17 protein-coding genes are annotated in these 18,282 nt (G+C 65.9%); 2 read left to right on the forward strand and 15 right to left on the reverse strand.

The window, feature by feature from the left end:
- Positions 1 to 75 precede the first annotated feature (75 nt).
- Positions 76 to 522, forward strand: a complete 447-nt coding sequence (smpB, locus tag CFB49_RS10940; protein WP_006478511.1) for an SsrA-binding protein SmpB — start codon at positions 76 to 78, stop codon at positions 520 to 522.
- Positions 523 to 679: 157 nt separating this feature from the next.
- Here smpB and CFB49_RS10945 read toward each other — a convergent pair whose 3' ends face one another.
- From CFB49_RS10945 to ppsA, 3 genes are all read right to left on the reverse strand, one after another.
- Positions 680 to 1,615, reverse strand: coding sequence for an SPFH domain-containing protein (locus CFB49_RS10945; protein ID WP_059573709.1), 936 nt, complete (start codon positions 1,613 to 1,615; stop codon positions 680 to 682).
- Between the two features lie 33 nt (positions 1,616 to 1,648).
- The gene (locus tag CFB49_RS10950; protein WP_089435202.1) at positions 1,649 to 2,083 is read right to left on the reverse strand and encodes an NfeD family protein; all 435 of its coding nucleotides are present in this window, start codon (positions 2,081 to 2,083) and stop codon (positions 1,649 to 1,651) included.
- 208 nt (positions 2,084 to 2,291) lie between these two features.
- A complete protein-coding gene (gene ppsA / locus CFB49_RS10955) occupies positions 2,292 to 4,691 on the reverse strand; it encodes a phosphoenolpyruvate synthase (RefSeq protein ID WP_069617657.1) in 2,400 nt (799 codons plus the stop codon).
- Between the two features lie 375 nt (positions 4,692 to 5,066).
- Here ppsA and ppsR point away from each other — a divergent pair, with 375 nt between their 5' ends.
- Positions 5,067 to 5,882, forward strand: coding sequence for a posphoenolpyruvate synthetase regulatory kinase/phosphorylase PpsR (gene ppsR, locus CFB49_RS10965; protein WP_006483812.1), 816 nt, complete (start codon positions 5,067 to 5,069; stop codon positions 5,880 to 5,882).
- 100 nt (positions 5,883 to 5,982) lie between these two features.
- Here ppsR and CFB49_RS10970 read toward each other — a convergent pair whose 3' ends face one another.
- The 12 genes from CFB49_RS10970 to uppS all read right to left on the reverse strand — a co-directional run bounded on the left by CFB49_RS10970 (position 5,983) and on the right by uppS (position 18,252).
- Positions 5,983 to 6,765: a TrmH family RNA methyltransferase gene (locus CFB49_RS10970; RefSeq protein WP_089491316.1), complete on the reverse strand. Its 783-nt coding sequence runs from the start codon at positions 6,763 to 6,765 to the stop codon at positions 5,983 to 5,985.
- Complete coding sequence (gene rnhB / locus CFB49_RS10975; RefSeq protein ID WP_069617659.1) at positions 6,762 to 7,406, reverse strand: ribonuclease HII; 645 nt, start codon at positions 7,404 to 7,406, stop codon at positions 6,762 to 6,764. Before rnhB ends, CFB49_RS10970 begins: the two co-directional genes overlap by 4 nt.
- Positions 7,403 to 8,572, reverse strand: coding sequence for a lipid-A-disaccharide synthase (gene lpxB / locus CFB49_RS10980; RefSeq protein WP_069617660.1), 1,170 nt, complete (start codon positions 8,570 to 8,572; stop codon positions 7,403 to 7,405). The genes rnhB and lpxB overlap by 4 nt, the downstream gene beginning before the upstream one ends.
- A 3-nt stretch (positions 8,573 to 8,575) precedes the next feature.
- Positions 8,576 to 9,364, reverse strand: coding sequence for an acyl-ACP--UDP-N-acetylglucosamine O-acyltransferase (gene lpxA, locus CFB49_RS10985; protein ID WP_050012895.1), 789 nt, complete (start codon positions 9,362 to 9,364; stop codon positions 8,576 to 8,578).
- A gap of 67 nt (positions 9,365 to 9,431) precedes the next feature.
- Positions 9,432 to 9,899 carry a 3-hydroxyacyl-ACP dehydratase FabZ gene (gene fabZ / locus CFB49_RS10990; RefSeq protein ID WP_006495559.1) on the reverse strand — a complete coding sequence of 156 codons (468 nt, stop codon included), beginning with the start codon at positions 9,897 to 9,899 and terminating at the stop codon, positions 9,432 to 9,434.
- A 129-nt stretch (positions 9,900 to 10,028) separates the two neighbouring features.
- Positions 10,029 to 11,108: a UDP-3-O-(3-hydroxymyristoyl)glucosamine N-acyltransferase gene (gene lpxD / locus CFB49_RS10995; protein WP_089491317.1), complete on the reverse strand. Its 1,080-nt coding sequence runs from the start codon at positions 11,106 to 11,108 to the stop codon at positions 10,029 to 10,031.
- 16 nt (positions 11,109 to 11,124) lie between these two features.
- Positions 11,125 to 11,622 (reverse strand): OmpH family outer membrane protein, encoded by a 498-nt coding sequence (locus tag CFB49_RS11000; protein ID WP_048248617.1) that lies wholly within the window; start codon positions 11,620 to 11,622, stop codon positions 11,125 to 11,127.
- A gap of 64 nt (positions 11,623 to 11,686) precedes the next feature.
- On the reverse strand, positions 11,687 to 13,996 hold the full coding sequence (gene bamA, locus CFB49_RS11005; protein ID WP_069617662.1) for an outer membrane protein assembly factor BamA: 2,310 nt from the start codon (positions 13,994 to 13,996) through the stop codon (positions 11,687 to 11,689).
- A 61-nt stretch (positions 13,997 to 14,057) separates the two neighbouring features.
- The gene (gene rseP, locus CFB49_RS11010) at positions 14,058 to 15,431 is read right to left on the reverse strand and encodes an RIP metalloprotease RseP (protein WP_089491318.1); all 1,374 of its coding nucleotides are present in this window, start codon (positions 15,429 to 15,431) and stop codon (positions 14,058 to 14,060) included.
- A gap of 11 nt (positions 15,432 to 15,442) precedes the next feature.
- The gene (locus tag CFB49_RS11015; RefSeq protein ID WP_050012899.1) at positions 15,443 to 16,639 is read right to left on the reverse strand and encodes a 1-deoxy-D-xylulose-5-phosphate reductoisomerase; all 1,197 of its coding nucleotides are present in this window, start codon (positions 16,637 to 16,639) and stop codon (positions 15,443 to 15,445) included.
- Between the two features lie 15 nt (positions 16,640 to 16,654).
- Entirely contained in the window at positions 16,655 to 17,476 is an 822-nt protein-coding gene (locus CFB49_RS11020; protein ID WP_089491319.1) for a phosphatidate cytidylyltransferase, read from the reverse strand.
- Positions 17,470 to 18,252 (reverse strand): polyprenyl diphosphate synthase, encoded by a 783-nt coding sequence (gene uppS / locus CFB49_RS11025; RefSeq protein WP_034188847.1) that lies wholly within the window; start codon positions 18,250 to 18,252, stop codon positions 17,470 to 17,472. Before uppS ends, CFB49_RS11020 begins: the two co-directional genes overlap by 7 nt.
- Between the last annotated feature and the right edge of the window lie 30 nt (positions 18,253 to 18,282).

Consider the following 18,282-nt stretch of genomic DNA (forward strand, 5'->3'; position numbering starts at 1 on the left):
GGGAACGCCAAGCCGGGCGATTCCCGCCCCGCTTTGCTAAAATCGTGATTTTAAACGAGTTGGCCCGATCCTTTCATGAGCATCATCGACAACAGGAAAGCGCACTTCGATTATCACATCGAGGAACGCTACGAGGCGGGGCTCGTGCTCGAGGGCTGGGAAGTCAAGGCGCTGCGCGCCGGACGCGGCCAGATCAAGGAAGGCTACGTCGTGGTGAAGAACGCCGAGATCTTCCTGATCGGGACCCATATCAGCCCGCTGCCCGAAGCCTCGACGCACATCAAGCCCGACCCGGTCCGCACGCGCAAGCTGCTGCTGCACCGCGAGGAAATCAAGAAGCTGATCGGCAAGGTCGAGCAGCGCGGCTATACGCTCGTGCCGCTGAACTTCCACTACAAGGGCGGCCGCGTGAAATGCGACATCGCGCTCGCGAAGGGCAAGAAGCTGCACGACAAGCGCGAAACCGAGAAGAAACGCGACTGGGAACGCGAGAAGGCGCGCATCATGCGCGCCGGCACCTGACGCGCACGCCATCATCGCAAACGACACGGCCCGCTCGAAGCGGGCCGTGTCGCTTTGGACTACCTGAATCGCGCGTGCCGTTTGTCCGGCTGCGCGACGATTCGCCGCATGACGAGCGCAACGGGCGACCGCGCTGGCATCGGGCGGACCGTCGGGCTCAGCCCTTCGCGCCGGACGCCGCCCCCGCGCTCTTGACGATCGTCAGCGCCGACGAGATCGCGGTGCCGAGATCCGACAGGTTCGACGGCACGATCAGCGTATTGCCCTGCTTCGCGAGATTCGCGAACGCGCCGACATACTGCTCGGCGACCTTCAGGTTCACCGCGTCCATCCCGCCCTGCGACTGGATCGCGCTCGCGATCTTCTGGATCGCCTGCGCGTTCGCCTCGGCCACCGCCAGAATCGCGGCGGCTTCGCCCTGCGCCTGGTTGATCGCGGCCTGCCGCTCGCCTTCGGACTTCTGGATCGCGGCTTCGCGCGCACCCGACGCGAGATTGATCTGTTCCTGCTTGCGGCCTTCGGATGCGGCGATCAGCGCGCGCTTTTCGCGCTCCGCGGTGATCTGCGCCTGCATCGCGTGCAGGATCTCCTTCGGCGGCGTCAGGTCCTTGATCTCGTAGCGCAGCACTTTCACGCCCCAGTTCGCCGCCGCCTGGTCGAGCGCCGACACGATGTTGTGGTTGATGAAATCGCGCTCCTCGAACGTCTTGTCGAGTTCGAGCTTGCCGACCACGGAGCGCAGCGTGGTTTGCGCGAGCTGCGTGATCGCCAGCACGAAGTTGCTCGATCCGTAGGACGCCTTCATCGGATCGGTTACCTGGAAGTACAGCACGCCGTCGACCTGCAACTGCGTGTTGTCGCGCGTGATACAGACCTGGCTCGGCACGTCGAGCGGAATTTCCTTCAGCACGTGCCGGTACGCGATGCGATCGACGAACGGCAGCACGATATTGAGACCGGGAGACAGCGTCGCGTGGTAGCGCCCGAAGCGCTCGAGCACCCATGCATGCTGCTGCGGCACGATCTTCACCGTCTTCGACACGATCACGATCGCGATGACGAGCAGGACAACCCAGATGATCAGCGAATCCATGAAATATTCCCTCCTTGTTGTATCAGCGGACAATCAGCCCGCGGGTTTCGCCACGACCACGAGGCAATTGCCCCGCACGGCGCTGACCTGGTACACGTGCGCATCGTCGCGCTCGCCGTACGCGAGCTCGACGTCCCAGTCTGCCCCGCGATACTGCACGCGCGCGCGGCCGTCACGCCACGCGTCGACCGTGACGGTCGAGCCGATATCGAGATTGACGTCGGGATTCGTCGACGTGTCTCGCTTCTGCTTGCGGCCGAGCCCCGAGCGGCGCAGTACGATCATCGCGACGATCGCGACCGCGGCCGCCGCGCCGAACTGCACGTGCGGCGCGAAACCGGCCAGTTGCAACAGTCCGCCCGCGAGAAAGCCGAGCGCGATCATCAGCAGGTAGAACGTGCCCGTCAGCAACTCCGCGACGACCAGCACGCCCACCCCGACCCACCAGAACAGATGCCCCGACATCATTGTGGTCTCCAGAAAAACGTCTCCGATGCTCACTCTATTCGCTGCGTGCACAACTGGACGAAGCGGTCGGCACGCTGGAGATCGCCGCGCGTACCGACGAAAAAAAACACCCCGGTGCTTACCGGGGTGTTTATAGCACGAACCTTGCATTTTGCCTTCAACGAAAGCACGGCGGACCGCCCTTTCGCCGAAGTTGCATGACCGACCGTTACTTGCGGTTGGCGAGCGCCTGCCACGTATCGATGATCGTGTCGGGGTTCAGCGAGATCGAGACGATGCCTTCGTCGGTCAGCCATTGCGCGAAGTCCGGATGATCGGACGGGCCCTGGCCGCAGATCCCGACGTACTTGCCCATCTTGCGGCAGGTATCGATCGCACGCTTCAACAGGAACTTGACGGCCGGATCGCGTTCGTCGAAGTCGACGGCCAGCAGTTCCATGCCCGAATCGCGGTCGAGGCCGAGCGTGAGCTGCGTGAGGTCGTTCGAGCCGATCGAGAAACCGTCGAAGTGTTCCAGGAACTCTTCGGCGAGGATCGCGTTGGTCGGGACTTCGCACATCATCACGAGGCGCAGGCCGTTTTCGCCGCGCTTCAGGCCGAACTTCTCGAGCAGGCCGACGACGCGCTCCGCCTGCTTCACGGTCCGCACGAACGGCACCATGATCTCGACGTTGGTCAGGCCCATCTCGTCACGCACGCGCTTCAGTGCACGGCATTCCATCTCGAACGCCTGCGCGAAGTCCTCGGCGATGTAGCGCGACGCGCCGCGGAAGCCCAGCATCGGGTTTTCCTCGTCCGGCTCGTAACGCGAACCGCCGATCAGCTTCTTGTACTCGTTCGACTTGAAGTCGGACAGACGCACGATCACGGGCTTCGGATAGAACGCCGCCGCGATCGTCGCGACGCCTTCCGTCAGCTTGTCGACGTAGAACTGACGCGGCGACGCGTGACCGCGCGCGACGCTCTCGACCGCCTTCTTCAGGTCCTGGTCGATGTTCGGATACTCGAGAATCGCCTTCGGGTGAACACCGATGTTGTTGTTGATGATGAACTCGAGACGCGCGAGACCCACGCCGCCGTTCGGCAGTTGCGAGAAGTCGAACGCGAGCTGCGGGTTGCCGACGTTCATCATGATCTTGACCGGGATTTCCGGCAGTTCGCCGCGCTGCACCTCCGTGACTTCCGTCTCGAGCAGCCCGTCGTAGATCTTGCCTTCGTCGCCTTCCGCGCACGACACGGTGACGAGCGCGCCGTCCTTCAGCACGTCCGTTGCATCGCCGCAGCCGACGACTGCCGGCACGCCGAGCTCACGCGCGATGATCGCCGCGTGGCAGGTACGGCCGCCACGGTTCGTGACGATCGCCGCCGCCCGCTTCATCACCGGCTCCCAGTTCGGGTCGGTCATGTCGGCCACCAGCACGTCGCCCGGCTGCACGCGTTCCATTTCCGACGGATCCTGGATCACGCGCACGGGGCCCGCGCCGATCTTCTGGCCGATCGCACGCCCCGTCGCGAGCACCTGCGACTGGCCCTTCAGCTTGAAGCGCTGCTCGGCCTTGCCGCTCGCCTGGCTCTTCACCGTTTCCGGACGCGCCTGCAGGATGAAGATCTTGCCGTCGCGGCCGTCCTTGCCCCACTCGATGTCCATCGGACGCTGGTAGTGCTTCTCGATGATGACCGCGTACTTCGCCAGCTCGATCACGTCTTCGTCGGTGATCGAGTAGCGGTTGCGCTGCTCGTGCGGCACGTCGACCGTCTTCACGCGGCCCGGCTCGCCCGGCTGCGTGAATTCCATCTTGATCAGCTTCGAGCCGATCGAGCGGCGGATGATCGGGTACTTGTCCTGCGCGAGCGTCGTCTTGAACACGTAGAACTCGTCCGGGTTCACCGCGCCCTGCACGACGGTTTCGCCCAGGCCGTAGCTCGACGTGATGAACACGGCGTCCTTGAAGCCCGATTCGGTATCGATCGTGAACATCACGCCGGCCGCGCCGACGTCCGAGCGGACCATGCGCTGCACACCGGCCGACAGCGCGACTTCGGCGTGCGTGAAGCCCTTGTGCACGCGGTACGAGATCGCGCGGTCGTTGTACAGCGACGCGAACACGTGCTTCATGCGGTCGAGCACGTCGTCGATGCCGACGACGTTCAGATACGACTCCTGCTGGCCGGCGAACGACGCGTCGGGCAGGTCTTCCGCGGTCGCGGACGAGCGCACGGCGAACGACAGTTCGTTCGGCGAGCCGTTCTTCAGCACGTCGAACTGCGCGCGGATTTCCTGCTCGAGGCGCGCCTGCAGCGGCGCGTCGACGATCCACTTGCGGATTTCGGCACCGGCTTCGGCGAGCGCCTTCACGTCGTCGATGTCGAGCGACTCGAGACGCTTGGCGATGCGATCGGTGAGGTCGTTGTGCTTGAGGAAATCGCGGAATGCGAGCGCGGTCGTGGCGAAACCGGTGGGTACGCGAACGCCTGCTTCGGAAAGCTGGCTGATCATCTCGCCGAGCGACGCATTCTTGCCGCCCACGATCTCCACATCGGTCATCCGCAACTGCTCGAACGGAATTACATACGCCTGGTCCTTTGCGACGTTTGCTGCGTTAGTCATACAAGCCCCTAAGTGTGAAAAAAATGCTCGATCGCGCAAGTGGGCTCGGACGCGGGCGCTTGCAAAAAGGCGCGGCGCGTCTTGCGCAACCTGTTAGATAAACACTCGCAGCGGCGAAAATCATCCGACCCGATTTGCAAAAATCCCGGCAGAAGGGCGATATTTGCAGACAAATCGCCAGACTTGCCGGGAATTCTCGAATCTCGCGGCCAAGTCGCGGGCGCCGTTCGCGCCCCGCCCCCGCAATTGCTTATCCAACAGGTTGCCGCTATTCTACCGTGCCGGCTGCCGGATGTGGCGCGACCTTGTCACTGGGTGTGGAGGCGTGCCTCCAGCCGCCCGCGCAACTGCCCTTCACGCTCGACGTCCAGATTCATGCTGCCTACCGTATTCATCGTCTCCGACGGCACCGGGATCACTGCCGAAACCTTCGCGCACTCGATCCTCTCCCAGTTCGACCAGAAATTCCGCCTCGTGCGCGTGCCGTTCGTCGACTCGCTCGACAAGGCCTATGCGACCGTCGAGAAGATCAACGAGGCCGCCGTACACGACGGCCGCCGCGCGATCGTGTTCACGACGCTCGTCGACAGCGAGTCGAACGACATCGTCAAGCGCTCGAACGCGCTCGTGCTCGACATGTTCCAGCGCTTCGTCGAGCCGCTCGAGCAGGAACTGGAGCTCAAGTCGAGCCACGCGATGGGCCGCGGCCACCAGAATGCGGACACCGAGGAGTACAAGACGCGGATCGAGGCGATCAACTTCTCGCTCGCACACGACGACGGCCAGTCGAACCGCAACCTGTCGGAAGCCGACGTGATCCTGGTCGGCGTGTCGCGCAGCGGCAAGACGCCGACGAGCCTGTACCTCGCGATGCAGTACGGCGTGAAGGCCGCCAACTATCCGCTGATTCCGGAGGATTTCGAACGCGGCAAGCTGCCGTCGGCGCTGTCGCCGTACAGCGAGAAGCTGTTCGGGCTGTCGATCGACCCGCAGCGCCTGTCGGAAATCCGCAACGAGCGCCGGCCGGGCAGCAAGTACGCGGCACCCGAGAACTGCCGCTACGAGATCAACGAGGCCGAGGCGATGATGCGCCGCGAAGGGATCAAGTGGCTGTCGTCGACGCACAAGTCGATCGAGGAAATCGCGACGACGATCCTGCAGGAAATCCGCCTCGACCGGCAGTCGTACTGAGCGCGAGAGCGCAGGCGGCCGTCCGGCCGTCGCCGAAAACAACAAGGCCGCGTCGAACGCGGCCTTGTTTCGTTTTACCGCACATGCAACGCGTGCGGCGTCACGCCGGCCGCTGCTGCCGTACCTGCTCGAACAGGCACACCGCTGCCGCAGCAGCAACGTTCAGCGACTCCATCCCGCCCGGTTGCGGAATCGTCACCCGATGCGTGGCCGCGTCGCGCCAGAACGCCGACACGCCGGCGCCTTCGTTACCGAACACCCACGCGACGGGCCCCGACAGGTCGCAGTCGTAGACGGCCTGCGCGCCGTGCGAGTCGGTCAGCGCGACCGGTACGTCGAGGCGTTCGGCCAGCGCCGCCGCTTCGACGTCCTCATGGATCGACAACAGGAAATGCGCGCCCATGCCCGAACGCAGCACCTTCGACGACCACGCATGGGCCGTCCCCGGTGCGCAGAACACGTGACGCACGCCGGCCGCCGCCGCGCTGCGCAGGATCGAGCCGACGTTGCCGGCATCCTGCACGCCGTCGAGCACGACCGACGTATGCGTGACGCGCCCGGGCAGCGGTTGCGCCGGCCGGTCGACCAGCAGCAGGAAGCCGACGCCGTTGACGACGTTCGACAACTGCCCGAACAACGCGTCCGGCAGCGTGACGATCCGCTGCGCGTCGATGCGCGCGACGATCGCCTGCGCCTCCGCGTGGCCGAGCGCGCCTTCGGTCGTCACGCACAGTTCGGGCGCCGCGCCCGTATCGAGGTACGCGCTCGCGAGGTGGAAACCTTCGAGCAGCGCCTGGCCGCTGCGGCGCTGATGGGGCGTCGAACCCGCGAGCGTCTTCAGGCGCTTGTACAGCGGGTTGTCGCGGGAAGTGATGCTTTTCATCGAATCAGGTCGAGCGCCTCGCGCACGGGGGCAAACGAGCGCCGATGCACTTCGCACGGGCCGTGCTCGCGCAGCGCGGCAAGATGTTTCGGCGTGCCGTACCCGGCATGCACGTTGAAGCCATATACGGGGAAGCGCTCATGCAGGTCGACCAGCATGCGGTCGCGCGTGACCTTCGCGAGGATCGACGCGGCCGAGATGCTCGGCACGAGCGCGTCGCCGCTGACGATCGCCTCGGCACGTACCATCAACGTCGGGCAACGGTTGCCGTCGATCTGCGCGAGCGTCGGCAGCACCGACAGCCCTTCGACCGCCCGTTTCATCGCGAGCATCGTCGCATGCAGGATGTTCAGCGTATCGATCTCGTCGACGCTCGCCGACGCGACGCAGTACGCGCGCGAACGCGCGACGATCAGGTCGTACAGCATGTCGCGCTTTTTCGCGGACAGCGCTTTCGAATCGTCGAGCCCGTCGATCGGCTGCGCCGGATCGAGAATCACCGCGGCGGCCACCACCGGCCCGGCGAGCGGGCCTCGGCCCGCTTCGTCGACGCCGCAGACGATCTCGTCCGGGCGGCTGAAGTCGAAACCGCCCTGCACGTCGCTCGGCGCGCGGCGGCGCGGTGCACGGACGGCGGTCATGCGCCCCCCTTGCGTTGTTCGAGCACGCGCACGACGGCCTCGGCCGCCTTCGCGGCCGTATTCTGCCGCAGCGACAGATGCATTTCGGTAAACACTTCGGTCAGCGTGCGGCGGTTCGCGTCGTCGCGCAGCTGTGTGAGCGTCGCATCGGCGAGCGCCTCGGGCGTCGCGAAATGCTGCAGCAGCTCCGGCACGACGAAGCGCCCCGCCAGGATGTTCGGCAAGCCGACATACGGCAGGTAGCCCTGCCGACGCATGATCTGCCCGGTCAGCCAGGGCACCTTGTACGAGATCACCATCGGCTTTTTCAGCAGCGCGGCTTCCAGCGTGACGGTGCCGCTCTTCACGAGGATCGCGTCGGCGGCCGTCATCGCGACCTGCGAACGGCCGTCGGTGATCGTCAGCGCGAGCTGCGGATGGGCGTCGACGAGCGGCTGCAGCAGTTCGCGCAGCGCGGGCGTCGCCGCCGGCATCACGAACCGCACACCGGGCTCGCGCTGCTGCATCAGCGCCATCGCCGCAAAGAACGTCGGGCCGATCAGCGCGATCTCCGAGCGCCGGCTGCCCGGCAGCACCGCGATCACGGGGCCGTCGGCCGGCAGACCCAGCGCGATGCGCGCGCCGTGCGTGTCGGGTTCGAGCGGAATGTCGTCGGCCAGCGGATGACCGACGTACGTCGATGCGACGCCAGCCTTGTCGAGGATCGCCGGTTCGAACGGGAACAGGCACAGCATGTGATCGACGGACTTCGCGATCTTCTTGATCCTGCCGCCGCGCCACGCCCAGATCGACGGGCACACGAAGTGGATCGACGGGATGCCCGCGTCGCGCGCCGCCTGTTCGACGCTGAAGTTGAAATCGGGCGCGTCGACGCCGATGAACGCGTCCGGCCGCTCGGCGAGCAGCTGGCGCTTGAGTTCGCCGCGAATCCGCAGGATCTCGGGAATCTGGCCCAGCGCCTCGACATAGCCGCGCACGGTCAGCTTGTCCATCTGCCAGTGCGAGTCGAAGCCCTGCGCGATCATGCGCGGCCCGCCGATCCCGTAATACCGGGCCGCTTCGGGCAGCCGCTCGCGCAGTCCGCCGAGCAGCGACGCCGCGAGCAGGTCGCCCGACGGCTCGCCGGCCACCATCGCGAGCCGGAGCTGATGGGTCGTGAGCGGCATCGCTTAGCGGATGATGCCGCGTTGCGACGCGTCGATGAACTCGACGAGCGCCTTCACCGGTGCATCGCCGTCGCCGCCCGCTTCCGCGAGCTCGCGCAATTGCACCTTCGCTTCCTCGAGCGACAGGCCGTTCTTGTACAGCAAGCGGTACGCGCTGCGCAGCGCCGAGATCGCGTCGGCCGAGAAGCCGCGCCGGCGCAGCCCTTCGACGTTGATACCGTGCGGCTCGGCCTTGTTGCCCGCCGCGATCACGAACGGCGGGATGTCCTGCACGAGCGCCGACGCGCCGCCCAGCATCGAATGCGCGCCGATGCGCACGAACTGGTGCACGCCCGACATGCCGCCGACGATCGCGAAATCGCCGATCTCGACGTGGCCGGCCATCTGCGCGTTGCTCGACAGGATCACGTTGTTGCCGACGCGGCAGTCATGACCGATATGCACGTAGGCCATGATCCAGTTATCGTCGCCGAGCGTCGTCACGCCGACGTCCTGCACGGTGCCCGTGTGGATCGTCGTGAATTCGCGGATCGTGTTGCGGTTGCCGATCACGAGCTTCGTCGGCTCGTCCTTGTACTTCATGTCCTGCGGACGGCCGCCGACCGACGCGTAATGGCCGATGCGGTTGTCCTCGCCGAGCGTCGTATGCCCCTCGATCACGCTGTGCGAGCCGATCGTCGTGCGCGCGCCGATCGTGACGTGCGGGCCGACGATCGCGTACGGGCCGATCTCGACCGATTCGTCGATCTGCGCGCCCGGCTCGACGATCGCGGTAGGATGAATCCTGGTCATGCGCCGTTGCCTCTCGATATGATGTGTCGCGTTGCTCGCGTTATGTTATCCATGCGTGCCGCGTCGCTCAGGGCGCCGCGTCGGCCGTCTTGACCGTGCACATCAGTTCGGCTTCCGCCGCCACCTTGCCGTCCACTTCCGCCACCGCCTTGAATTTCCAGATGCCGCGGATGTAGCGCTCGAACGTCACGTTCAGGATCAGCTGGTCGCCCGGTTCGACCACGCGCTTGAAGCGGGCGCCGTCGATCCCGACGAAGTAGTACAGCGTGTTCTCCGGATCCTTCGGCTGCTCTTCCGCGAACGTCAGCAGCGCCGCGGCTTGTGCGAGCGCCTCGAGGATCAGCACGCCCGGCATCACCGGCCGCTTCGGGAAGTGCCCCTGGAAGAACGGCTCGTTGATCGACACGTTCTTCAGCGCTTTGATCCCTTTGTGCGGTTCGAGTTCGAGCACGCGGTCGACGAGCAGAATCGGGTAGCGATGCGGCAGCAGCGTGAGGATCTTGTGGATGTCGAGATTGATTTTTTCAGTGCTCATGATGGTTCGTCTCACGCAGAGGCTGCGCGGTGGTGATGCAAAGGCTGAAGCGGGCCGCCGCGCGGCCCAGTCTGGCAAACCGGGCCGGTTGCGCTGGCCGTGCCCGGTTCGTGGTCTCGCATGACGCGCTCAGGCGCCCGCGCCGCCCTGGGCGGCGAGCGCGGCTTCGAGCGCCTTGATGCGCTCGCGCAGCTTGTCGAGGTTGCGCACGAGCGCGGCGCTCTTGTTCCATTCGCCGTGGTCAACGGCCGGGAACGCGCTGGTATAGATGCCGGCCTTCGGCAGCGACTTCGATACGCCCGACTTCGCGGTGATGATGACGTAGTCGCCGAGCGTCACGTGGCCGGCGATCCCGGCCGCGCCGCCGATCATGCAATGGCGGCCGATCGTCGTACTGCCCGCGATGCCGGCGCTGCCGGCGATCACCGTGTACGCGCCGATCCGGCAGTTGTGGCCGATCTGCACCTGGTTGTCGATCTTCACGCATTCCTCGATGACGGTATCCGCCATCGCGCCGCGGTCGATCGTCGTGTTCGCGCCGATTTCGACGTCCGGGCCGATCGTCACGCCGCCGACCTGCGGGATCTTGACCCAGCTGCCGGTGCGCGCGTCGCCGTCGCCGACGAAATCCGGTGCGAAGCCGAAGCCGTCGGAGCCGATCACGGCGCCCGAATGGACGATCGCGCGCGGGCCGATCTTGCAGCCGTGGTACACCGATGCGTTCGGATAGAAATGCGAGCCGGCGCCGATCGTCGTGCCGCGACCGACGAAGACGTTCGCGTCGAGCTGCACGCCGTCTTCGATCACCGCGCCAGCTTCGACCGTCACGTGCGGGCCGATCACCGCGGTCGCGGCGACCTGCGCGGCCGGATCGATCGTCGCGCTCGGATGCACGCCGGCCGCGCGCGGCGGCGTGGCGAGATCGATGAACATCTGCGCGACGCGCGCGAAATACGCGTACGGATTCGGCGTCACGATGAAATTGCGACCCTTCGCGGCCGCGCCCAGCTTTTCCAGATCCTTCGGCGCGATCAGCACCGCGCCGGCGCGGGTCGTCTCGACCTGCGACAGGTACTTCGGGTTCGCGAGGAACGCGAGCTGCTGAGGGCCTGCCTGGTCGAGCGGCGCGAGGCCGCTGACCGTGCACTGGGCGTCGCCGGCGATCTCGCCGCCGAACCGCTTTACGAGTGCCTCAAGCGTCAATGCCATTCGTCGTCTGCTCCGTTCAGTTCGTCGAGCCGGACGCGAGCGCCTTGAGCACCTTGTCGGTGATGTCGATGCGCGGGCTGACGTACACGGCTTCCTGCACGATCAGGTCGTAATTCTGCTGCTCGGCGATCTGCTTGATAACCTTGTTCGCCCTTTCCAGCACGGCCGCCAGCTCTTCGTTGCGACGCTGGTTCAGGTCTTCGCGGAACTCGCGCTGCTTGCGCTGGAAGTCGGTGTCGAGCTGCGCGAGATCGCGCTGCTTCTGCGCGCGATCGGCCGCCGACAGCGACGTGCCGTTCTTGTCCAGCGAATCGGACATCGACTTCAGGCGCGCCGCCAGGTCCTGCAGATCCTTGTCCCGCTTCGCGAACTCGGCTTCGAGCTTCGTCTGCGCCGCCTTCGCGGGCGCCGACTCGCGCAGGATCCGATCCGAATTGACCGCCGCGATGCGGGCGACGTCCTGTGCGTGCACCGTTGCCGCGCCCAAGGCCAGCGCAACGGTCAACGCGCACATCACTCGTTTCGAAAACTTACCGGTTAGCAAAATTACCCTCTCGTTGCTGTTGTCATGCGTTCGGTCAGAACGCCGTCCCGATCTGGAACTGGAATTTCTGGTACTGGTCGCCTTCATGCTTCTGCAGCGGGAAGCCGAGGCTCAGCTTCAGCGGGCCGATCGGCGAGATCCACGCGAGACCCACGCCGTAGCCGTAGCGCAGGCCGTTGGCGCCCGTACTCGTGCCGCCCGGCGCGTTACCCCACACGTTACCGCCGTCGAGGAACGTGAACACGCGCAGCGTGCGGTCGTAGCCGGTACCCGGCAGCGGGAACGTCAGCTCGATGTTGCCGACCAGCATCTTCGAACCGCCGATCGGGTCGTTCGTCTTCGTGTCGCGCGGGCCCAGCGAGCTCGGCTCGTAGCCCCGCACGGAGCCGATACCGCCCGCGTAGTAGTTCTTGAAGATCGGGTACGGGTTGCCGATACCGTTACCGTAGCCGCCTTGCAGGTTCAGGCCCAGGATGAAGCCGCGCGAGAACGAATAGTAGTACTGCGCCTGCAGGTCCGCCTTGTAGTACTGGATCTTGCCGACCGGCACGCCGTACTCCATGTTCGCCTGCGTGAAGTAGCCGCGGCTCGGAATCAGCGCGCTGTCACGCGCGTCGCGCGACCATGCGACCGTCAGCGGCACCGTGTTCGACACGCGGCCGAACTGGTTCACGTAATCCTGGTAGCTCTGCGGCGTGTTCGAATCGACGTCGAGGCGGTTCTGCTCGAAGCCCGCGCCGAAGTAGACGGTGTCGACTTCCGAGAACGGAATGCCGAACTTCAGGTTGCCGCCCGCGCTGATGATCCGGAAGCTCGAGCTCGTCGAATAGTAGAGCGGCTGGTACGTGCGGTAGAACACGTCGGTGATCCGCTTGATGCCGTCGACCGTGAAGTACGGATCGACCTGCGTGACGGTCAGCGTGCGGTAGCTCTTCGCGGTGTTGACGTTCACCGACAGGCTCGTGCCCGAACCGAACACGTTGTCCTGCGACACGCCGGCCGACAGCACGACCTTGTCCGTCGACGAGAAGCCGGCGCCCAGCGTGATCGCGCCGGTCGGCTTTTCGTCGACCTTCACGTTCACGTCGACCTGGTCGTTCGTGCCTTCGACCGGCACCGTCGTCACGTCGACGTTGGTGAAGTAGCCGAGGCGGTTCACGCGGTCCTTCGACAGCGCGAGGCGGTTCGAGTCGAACCACGAGCTTTCGAGCTGGCGCATTTCGCGGCGCACCACTTCGTCGCGCGTGCGCGTATTGCCGACCACGTTGATGCGGCGCACGTACACGCGGCGGCTCGGATCGACGACGAGGTTCAGGTTCACCTTGTGGTTCGCCTGGTCGATGTCCGGCTGCGCGTTGACGGTCGCGAATGCGTAGCCGTATTCGCCGAGCTTGTCGACGATCGACTTGGTGGTCTGCTGCAGCTTTTCGGCCGAGAAGCGGTCGCCCGGCTTGATCTTGATCAGCTTGTTGAGTTCGGCCTCGCGATCGAGCAGGTTGCCCGACAGCTTGATGCCCGACACCGTGTACGGCTCGCCTTCATGCAGTGTGACCGTCAGGTACATGTCCTTCTTGTCCGGCGAGATCGACACCTGGGTCGACTCGATGTTGAACTCGAGGTAGCCGCGGTTCAGGTAGTACGAGCGCACGGCCTCGAGGTCGCCCGTGAGCTTTTCCTTCGAGTACAGGTCGTTCTTCGTGTACCAGGAGAACCAGTTCGGCGTCGACAACTGCATCTCGTCGCGCAGCGTGCTGGTGCTGAATGCCTTGTTGCCGATGAAGTTGATCTGGCGGATCTTCGCGCTCGGGCCTTCGGCGACCGCGAACAGGATCGACACGCGGTTCGCGTCGACCGGCGTGACCGTCGTCTTGACCTCGGCCGCATAGAAGCCGCGCGTCAGGTACTGGCGCTTGAGCTCCTGCTCCGCCTTGTCGACGAGCGCCTTGTCGTAGTAGCGGCCATCGGCCAGGCCGACCGCGCGCAGCGCCTTCGTCAGGTTGTCCTTGTCGAATTCCTTCGTGCCGGTGAAGTCGATCGACGCGATGGCCGGACGCTCCTGCACCTGCACGATCACGACGTTGCCCTGCGTGGCGATGCGCACGTCGTTGAAAAAGCCCGTCGCGTACAACGCGCGGATTGCTTCGGATGCCTTGTCGTCCGTGAAGGTATCGCCCTGCTTGATCGGCAGATAGGCGAACACCGAACCCGCTTCGACGCGCTGCAGCCCCTCGATCTTGATGTCTTGCACCACGAACGGTGCCGCTGCATGCGCCGCGAGGCCGTACGCGGCGAGCGCGGCCGCTGCAACTGTCTTAGGTACAAAGCGATGAGGTTTGAACAACATGCATCCCCAATATTTAGCTGCATCAAATCAGGCGGCTGACCACCGGCCGCCGCCTGACGCTTCAGAAATGGATTAACCGAGCCAGATCGTTGAACAGCGCGATCGCCGACAACGCGACGATGCAGATCAACCCGGCTCTTTGCAGAATCAGCTGCCAGCGCTCCGAGACGGCTTTCCCGGTCGCGGCTTCAACCGCATAATATAACAGATGCCCCCCGTCCAAAACGGGAATCGGCAACAAGTTCAGGACGCCAAGGCTAATGCTGACAAGGGCGAGGAACGACAGGAAGGCCGACGGACCGAGCCGCGCGCTCTTGCCCGCGTAGTCGGCGATCGTCACCGGGCCGGACAGGTTCTTCAGCGACGCGTTGCCCGTGATCATCCGCCCGAACATCTTCAGCGAATACACGGAAATGTCCCACGTGCGATGCGCGCCGAGCCGCAGGCTCTCGATCGGCCCGTAGCGCACGTCCACCGATGGCGCGTGCATCGACAGCGCCGCGCCGATCCGGCCGACCTGCTGCCCCGATTCGTCGTCGCGCTGCATCTGCGGCACGATCGCCACCGTCTGCGCGGCGCCGTTGCGCTCGATCCGCAGCTCGAGCGGCTGGCCCGCACGGTGCTTCACCGCATCGATGAAGCGCGACGCGCCGCCGATCGGCTTGCCGTCGAGCGCGACCAGCTTGTCGCCGACCTTCAGGCCGGCGTGCTCCGCCGCGCTGCCCGGCTGCACCGACGCGACCGACAACGTGCCGCCGCCGGCCTCGAAACCCAGATGGGCCATGAAGTCGTCGTCGAGCTGGCTGTCGGGGACGTTGCGAAGGTCGACGCGGAAATCGAAGGTCGCATTGCCGTCACGCGCGCCGAGCACGACCTCGCGATGGTCGAACGCGGCCGACAGCAGCTTCCAGCGCAGGTCCGACCACGATCGCACCGGCTCGGACTCGCCGCCCTGCGCATTGCGGATCGACACGACCGTCTCGCTGCCGTCGAAGCCCGCACGGGCCGCCGCCGTGCCGGCGGCCGGCGGCGCGACGATCGCGGCCGGCTCGGTCACGCCGGTGGCGAATACGAGGGAAAACAGTGCGATTGCCAGCAGGAAGTTCGCAATCGGCCCGGCCGCGACGATCGCGATGCGCTTGTAGACCGACTGGCGGTTGAATGCCTGGCCGAGCTCGTCGGGCGGAATGCCACCCGGGCCCGGATCGCGCTCGTCGAGCATCTTCACGTAGCCGCCGAGCGGCAGCGCGGACAGCGTCCATTCGGTGCCCGTCCTGCGGCTGACCCAGCGCGCGACAGGCTGGCCGAAGCCGATCGAGAAACGCAGCACCTTCACGCCGCACCAGCGCGCGACGCGATAGTGTCCGTACTCATGCACGACGACCAGTACCCCGATCGCCACCGCAAACGCGACCAGTTCGACCAGCACGTTCATGAGCACCTCATTCAGACCGTACGCTCCACGCGTGGCGCAGGCGCTTTTGCAATGATCGCGGCGGCGAGGCGGCGAGCCTCGGCATCCGCCGCGAGGACGTCGTCGAGCCCGTCGGGCGCGCGGTTCGGCAGCGCGTTGAGCACCGCGTCGACCGTCGCCGCGATCGCCATGAAGCCGATCCGGCGCTCGAGAAATGCTTCGACTGCCACTTCGTTCGCCGCGTTCAATGCGGCGCTCGCGATACCGCCCTCCTCGAGCGCCTTCAGCGCGAGCGCGAGGCACGGGAAGCGCGCGTAATCGGGCTTCTCGAACGACAGCTGGGCGATCTGCGCGAGATCGAGCTGGTCGACGCCCGCGTCGACGCGCTCGGGGAACGCGAGTGCATGTGCGATCGGCGTGCGCATGTCGGGGTTGCCGAGCTGCGCGAGCACCGAGCCGTCGCGGTACGACACGAGCGAATGGATCACGCTCTGCGGATGGATCAGCACGTCGATGCGGTCGCCCGGCAGCCCGAAGATCCAGTGCGCCTCGATCACCTCGAGGCCCTTGTTCATCATCGTCGCGGAATCGACCGAGATCTTGCGGCCCATCACCCAGTTCGGGTGCTTGCACGCCTCGTCCGGCGTCACGTCGACGAGCGTGGCCGGTTCGCGCGTGCGGAACGGGCCACCCGATGCGGTCAGGATGATCTTCGAGATCCCGCCGTGCTCGGCCGCGTCGCGCGGCATGCACTGGAAGATCGCGTTGTGTTCGCTGTCGACCGGCAGCAGGATCGCGCCATGGTCGCGCACGGCGTCCATGAAGATCGCGCCCGACATCACGAGCGCTTCCTTGTTCGCGAGCAGGATCCGCTTGCCGGCGCGGGCGGCCGCCAGGCTCGGCGCAAGGCCGGCCGCGCCGACGATCGCCGCGACCACCGTGTCGCAGCCGTCGCTCTTCGACACGTCGACAAGCGCCTGCGGGCCGTGCAGCACGACCGTCTTGCTACCCGCCGCGCGCAGTTTCGCGTCGACGTGCGCGGCCGTCGCGGCATCGCCGACCACCGCCACTTCAGGCGCGAAGCGCAGACACTGCTCGACGAGCTTGTCGCCGTTGCGGTGCGCCGTCAGCGCGTAGACCGAGAAGCGCTCGGGATGGCGCGCCACCACGTCGAGCGTGCTGTCTCCGATCGAGCCCGTGGAACCGAGCAATGTCAGACGTTTTTGCATAACAGAAATAATGGTTTAACCAAGCAGCAGCATCGCGAGCGGCAACACCGGCAGCAGCGCGTCGACACGATCGAGCACGCCGCCGTGGCCCGGCAGTAGTCCGCTCGAATCCTTCACGCCCGCCTGCCGCTTCAGCAGCGACTCGAACAGGTCCCCGATCACGCTGTACGCGACCAGCAGCGTCAGCGCGGCCCACGCGCCGGGCATCCCGTAGCGCGCGGCGAATGCAGAAAACAGGGTCGGTTCGAACGCATGCATGGCCATCGCGACACCGCCGACGACCATCACCGCGAACCAGCCGCCGATCGCGCCCTCCCAGCTCTTGCCGGGGCTGATCGTGATGGCCAGTTTACGCTTTCCGAAGGCCTTGCCCGCGAAGTATGCGCCGATATCGGCCAGCCAGACGACCAGAAGCAGTGACAGCACGAACGGCACGCCCTGCGCGCGGGCTGCAACGAGCGCGTGCCAGCAGGCGGCGAACACGACAAGGCCGGCGGCCAGCAGGAACGGCCGCCAGACGCCGCCCGCGAGCGTGGGCTTGCGCCGCAGCGCGAACGGGCCGACCAGCAGCCAGAACACGCCGGCCGCCATGAAAAGGGGACGGGACGAAGCCGCATCGACGCCGAACGGGGCGGTGGCCGCGAGCGCGAGCGCCGCGACGCCCGCATAGACGATCGGAGCGGCACCACCGAGCTTCAGCAGGCGCGCCCACTCCCACGCGGCGAACACGAGAACGACGCCGATCAGCGCGCCGAACCCGGCGAGCGGCGCGAACAGCGTCACCGGCAGCAGCACCGCCAGCATCACGATCGCCGTGATCACACGGGTTTTCAGCATGAAAGGGAGTCGGCGTTCTGCGATTGCGGTTCGAGCTGCGCACTCGTGCGCCCGAAACGGCGCTCGCGCTCGGTATACGACGCCAGCGCGTCGGCCAGTGCCGCGCCGTCGAAATCCGGCCAGTACTTGTCGGTGAAATAGAATTCGGCGTACGCGAGCTGCCACAGCAGGAAGTTGCTGACGCGCTGCTCGCCGCCGGTACGGATGAAGAGATCGGGCTCCGGCGCGTAAGCCATTGCCAGGTGCGGCGCGAATGCGTCCTCGGTCACTTCGACCTCGCGACCTTCGCGCACCGCCTGCTCGACGAGTTTCTTCGTCGCCTGCAGGATGTCCCACCGGCCGCCGTAGTTGGCCGCGATGGTAAGCGTCAGACGGGTATTGCGCGCCGTCTTGGTCTCGGCGCGGCGAATCAGCTCGCGGATGCGCGGCTCGAAACGGTCGAGATCGCCGACGACGCGCAGGCGGATCCCGTTCGCATGCAGCTTGCCCACTTCGCGCTCGAGCGCGGTGATGAACAGCCGCATCAGGAACGACACTTCGTCGTTCGGCCGACGCCAGTTTTCCGAACTGAACGCGAACAGCGTCAGGTATTCGACGCCGGCGCGCGCGCAGCCTTCGACCACCGCCCGCACGGCATCGACGCCGCGGGTGTGCCCCGCGACGCGCGGCAAGCGGCGTTCGGTCGCCCAACGGCCGTTGCCGTCCATGATGATCGCGATGTGACGCGGCACGACGCCGACGTCAGGCACGCGAACGGTAGAGCTGGTATAGGTCATGGCCGTTGAGACAGTAATGCGGGAAGAAGA

The sequence above is a fragment of the Burkholderia sp. AU17457 genome (genome assembly GCF_002223255.1).
GTDB classification, from domain to species: Bacteria; Pseudomonadota; Gammaproteobacteria; order Burkholderiales; family Burkholderiaceae; genus Burkholderia; species Burkholderia sola.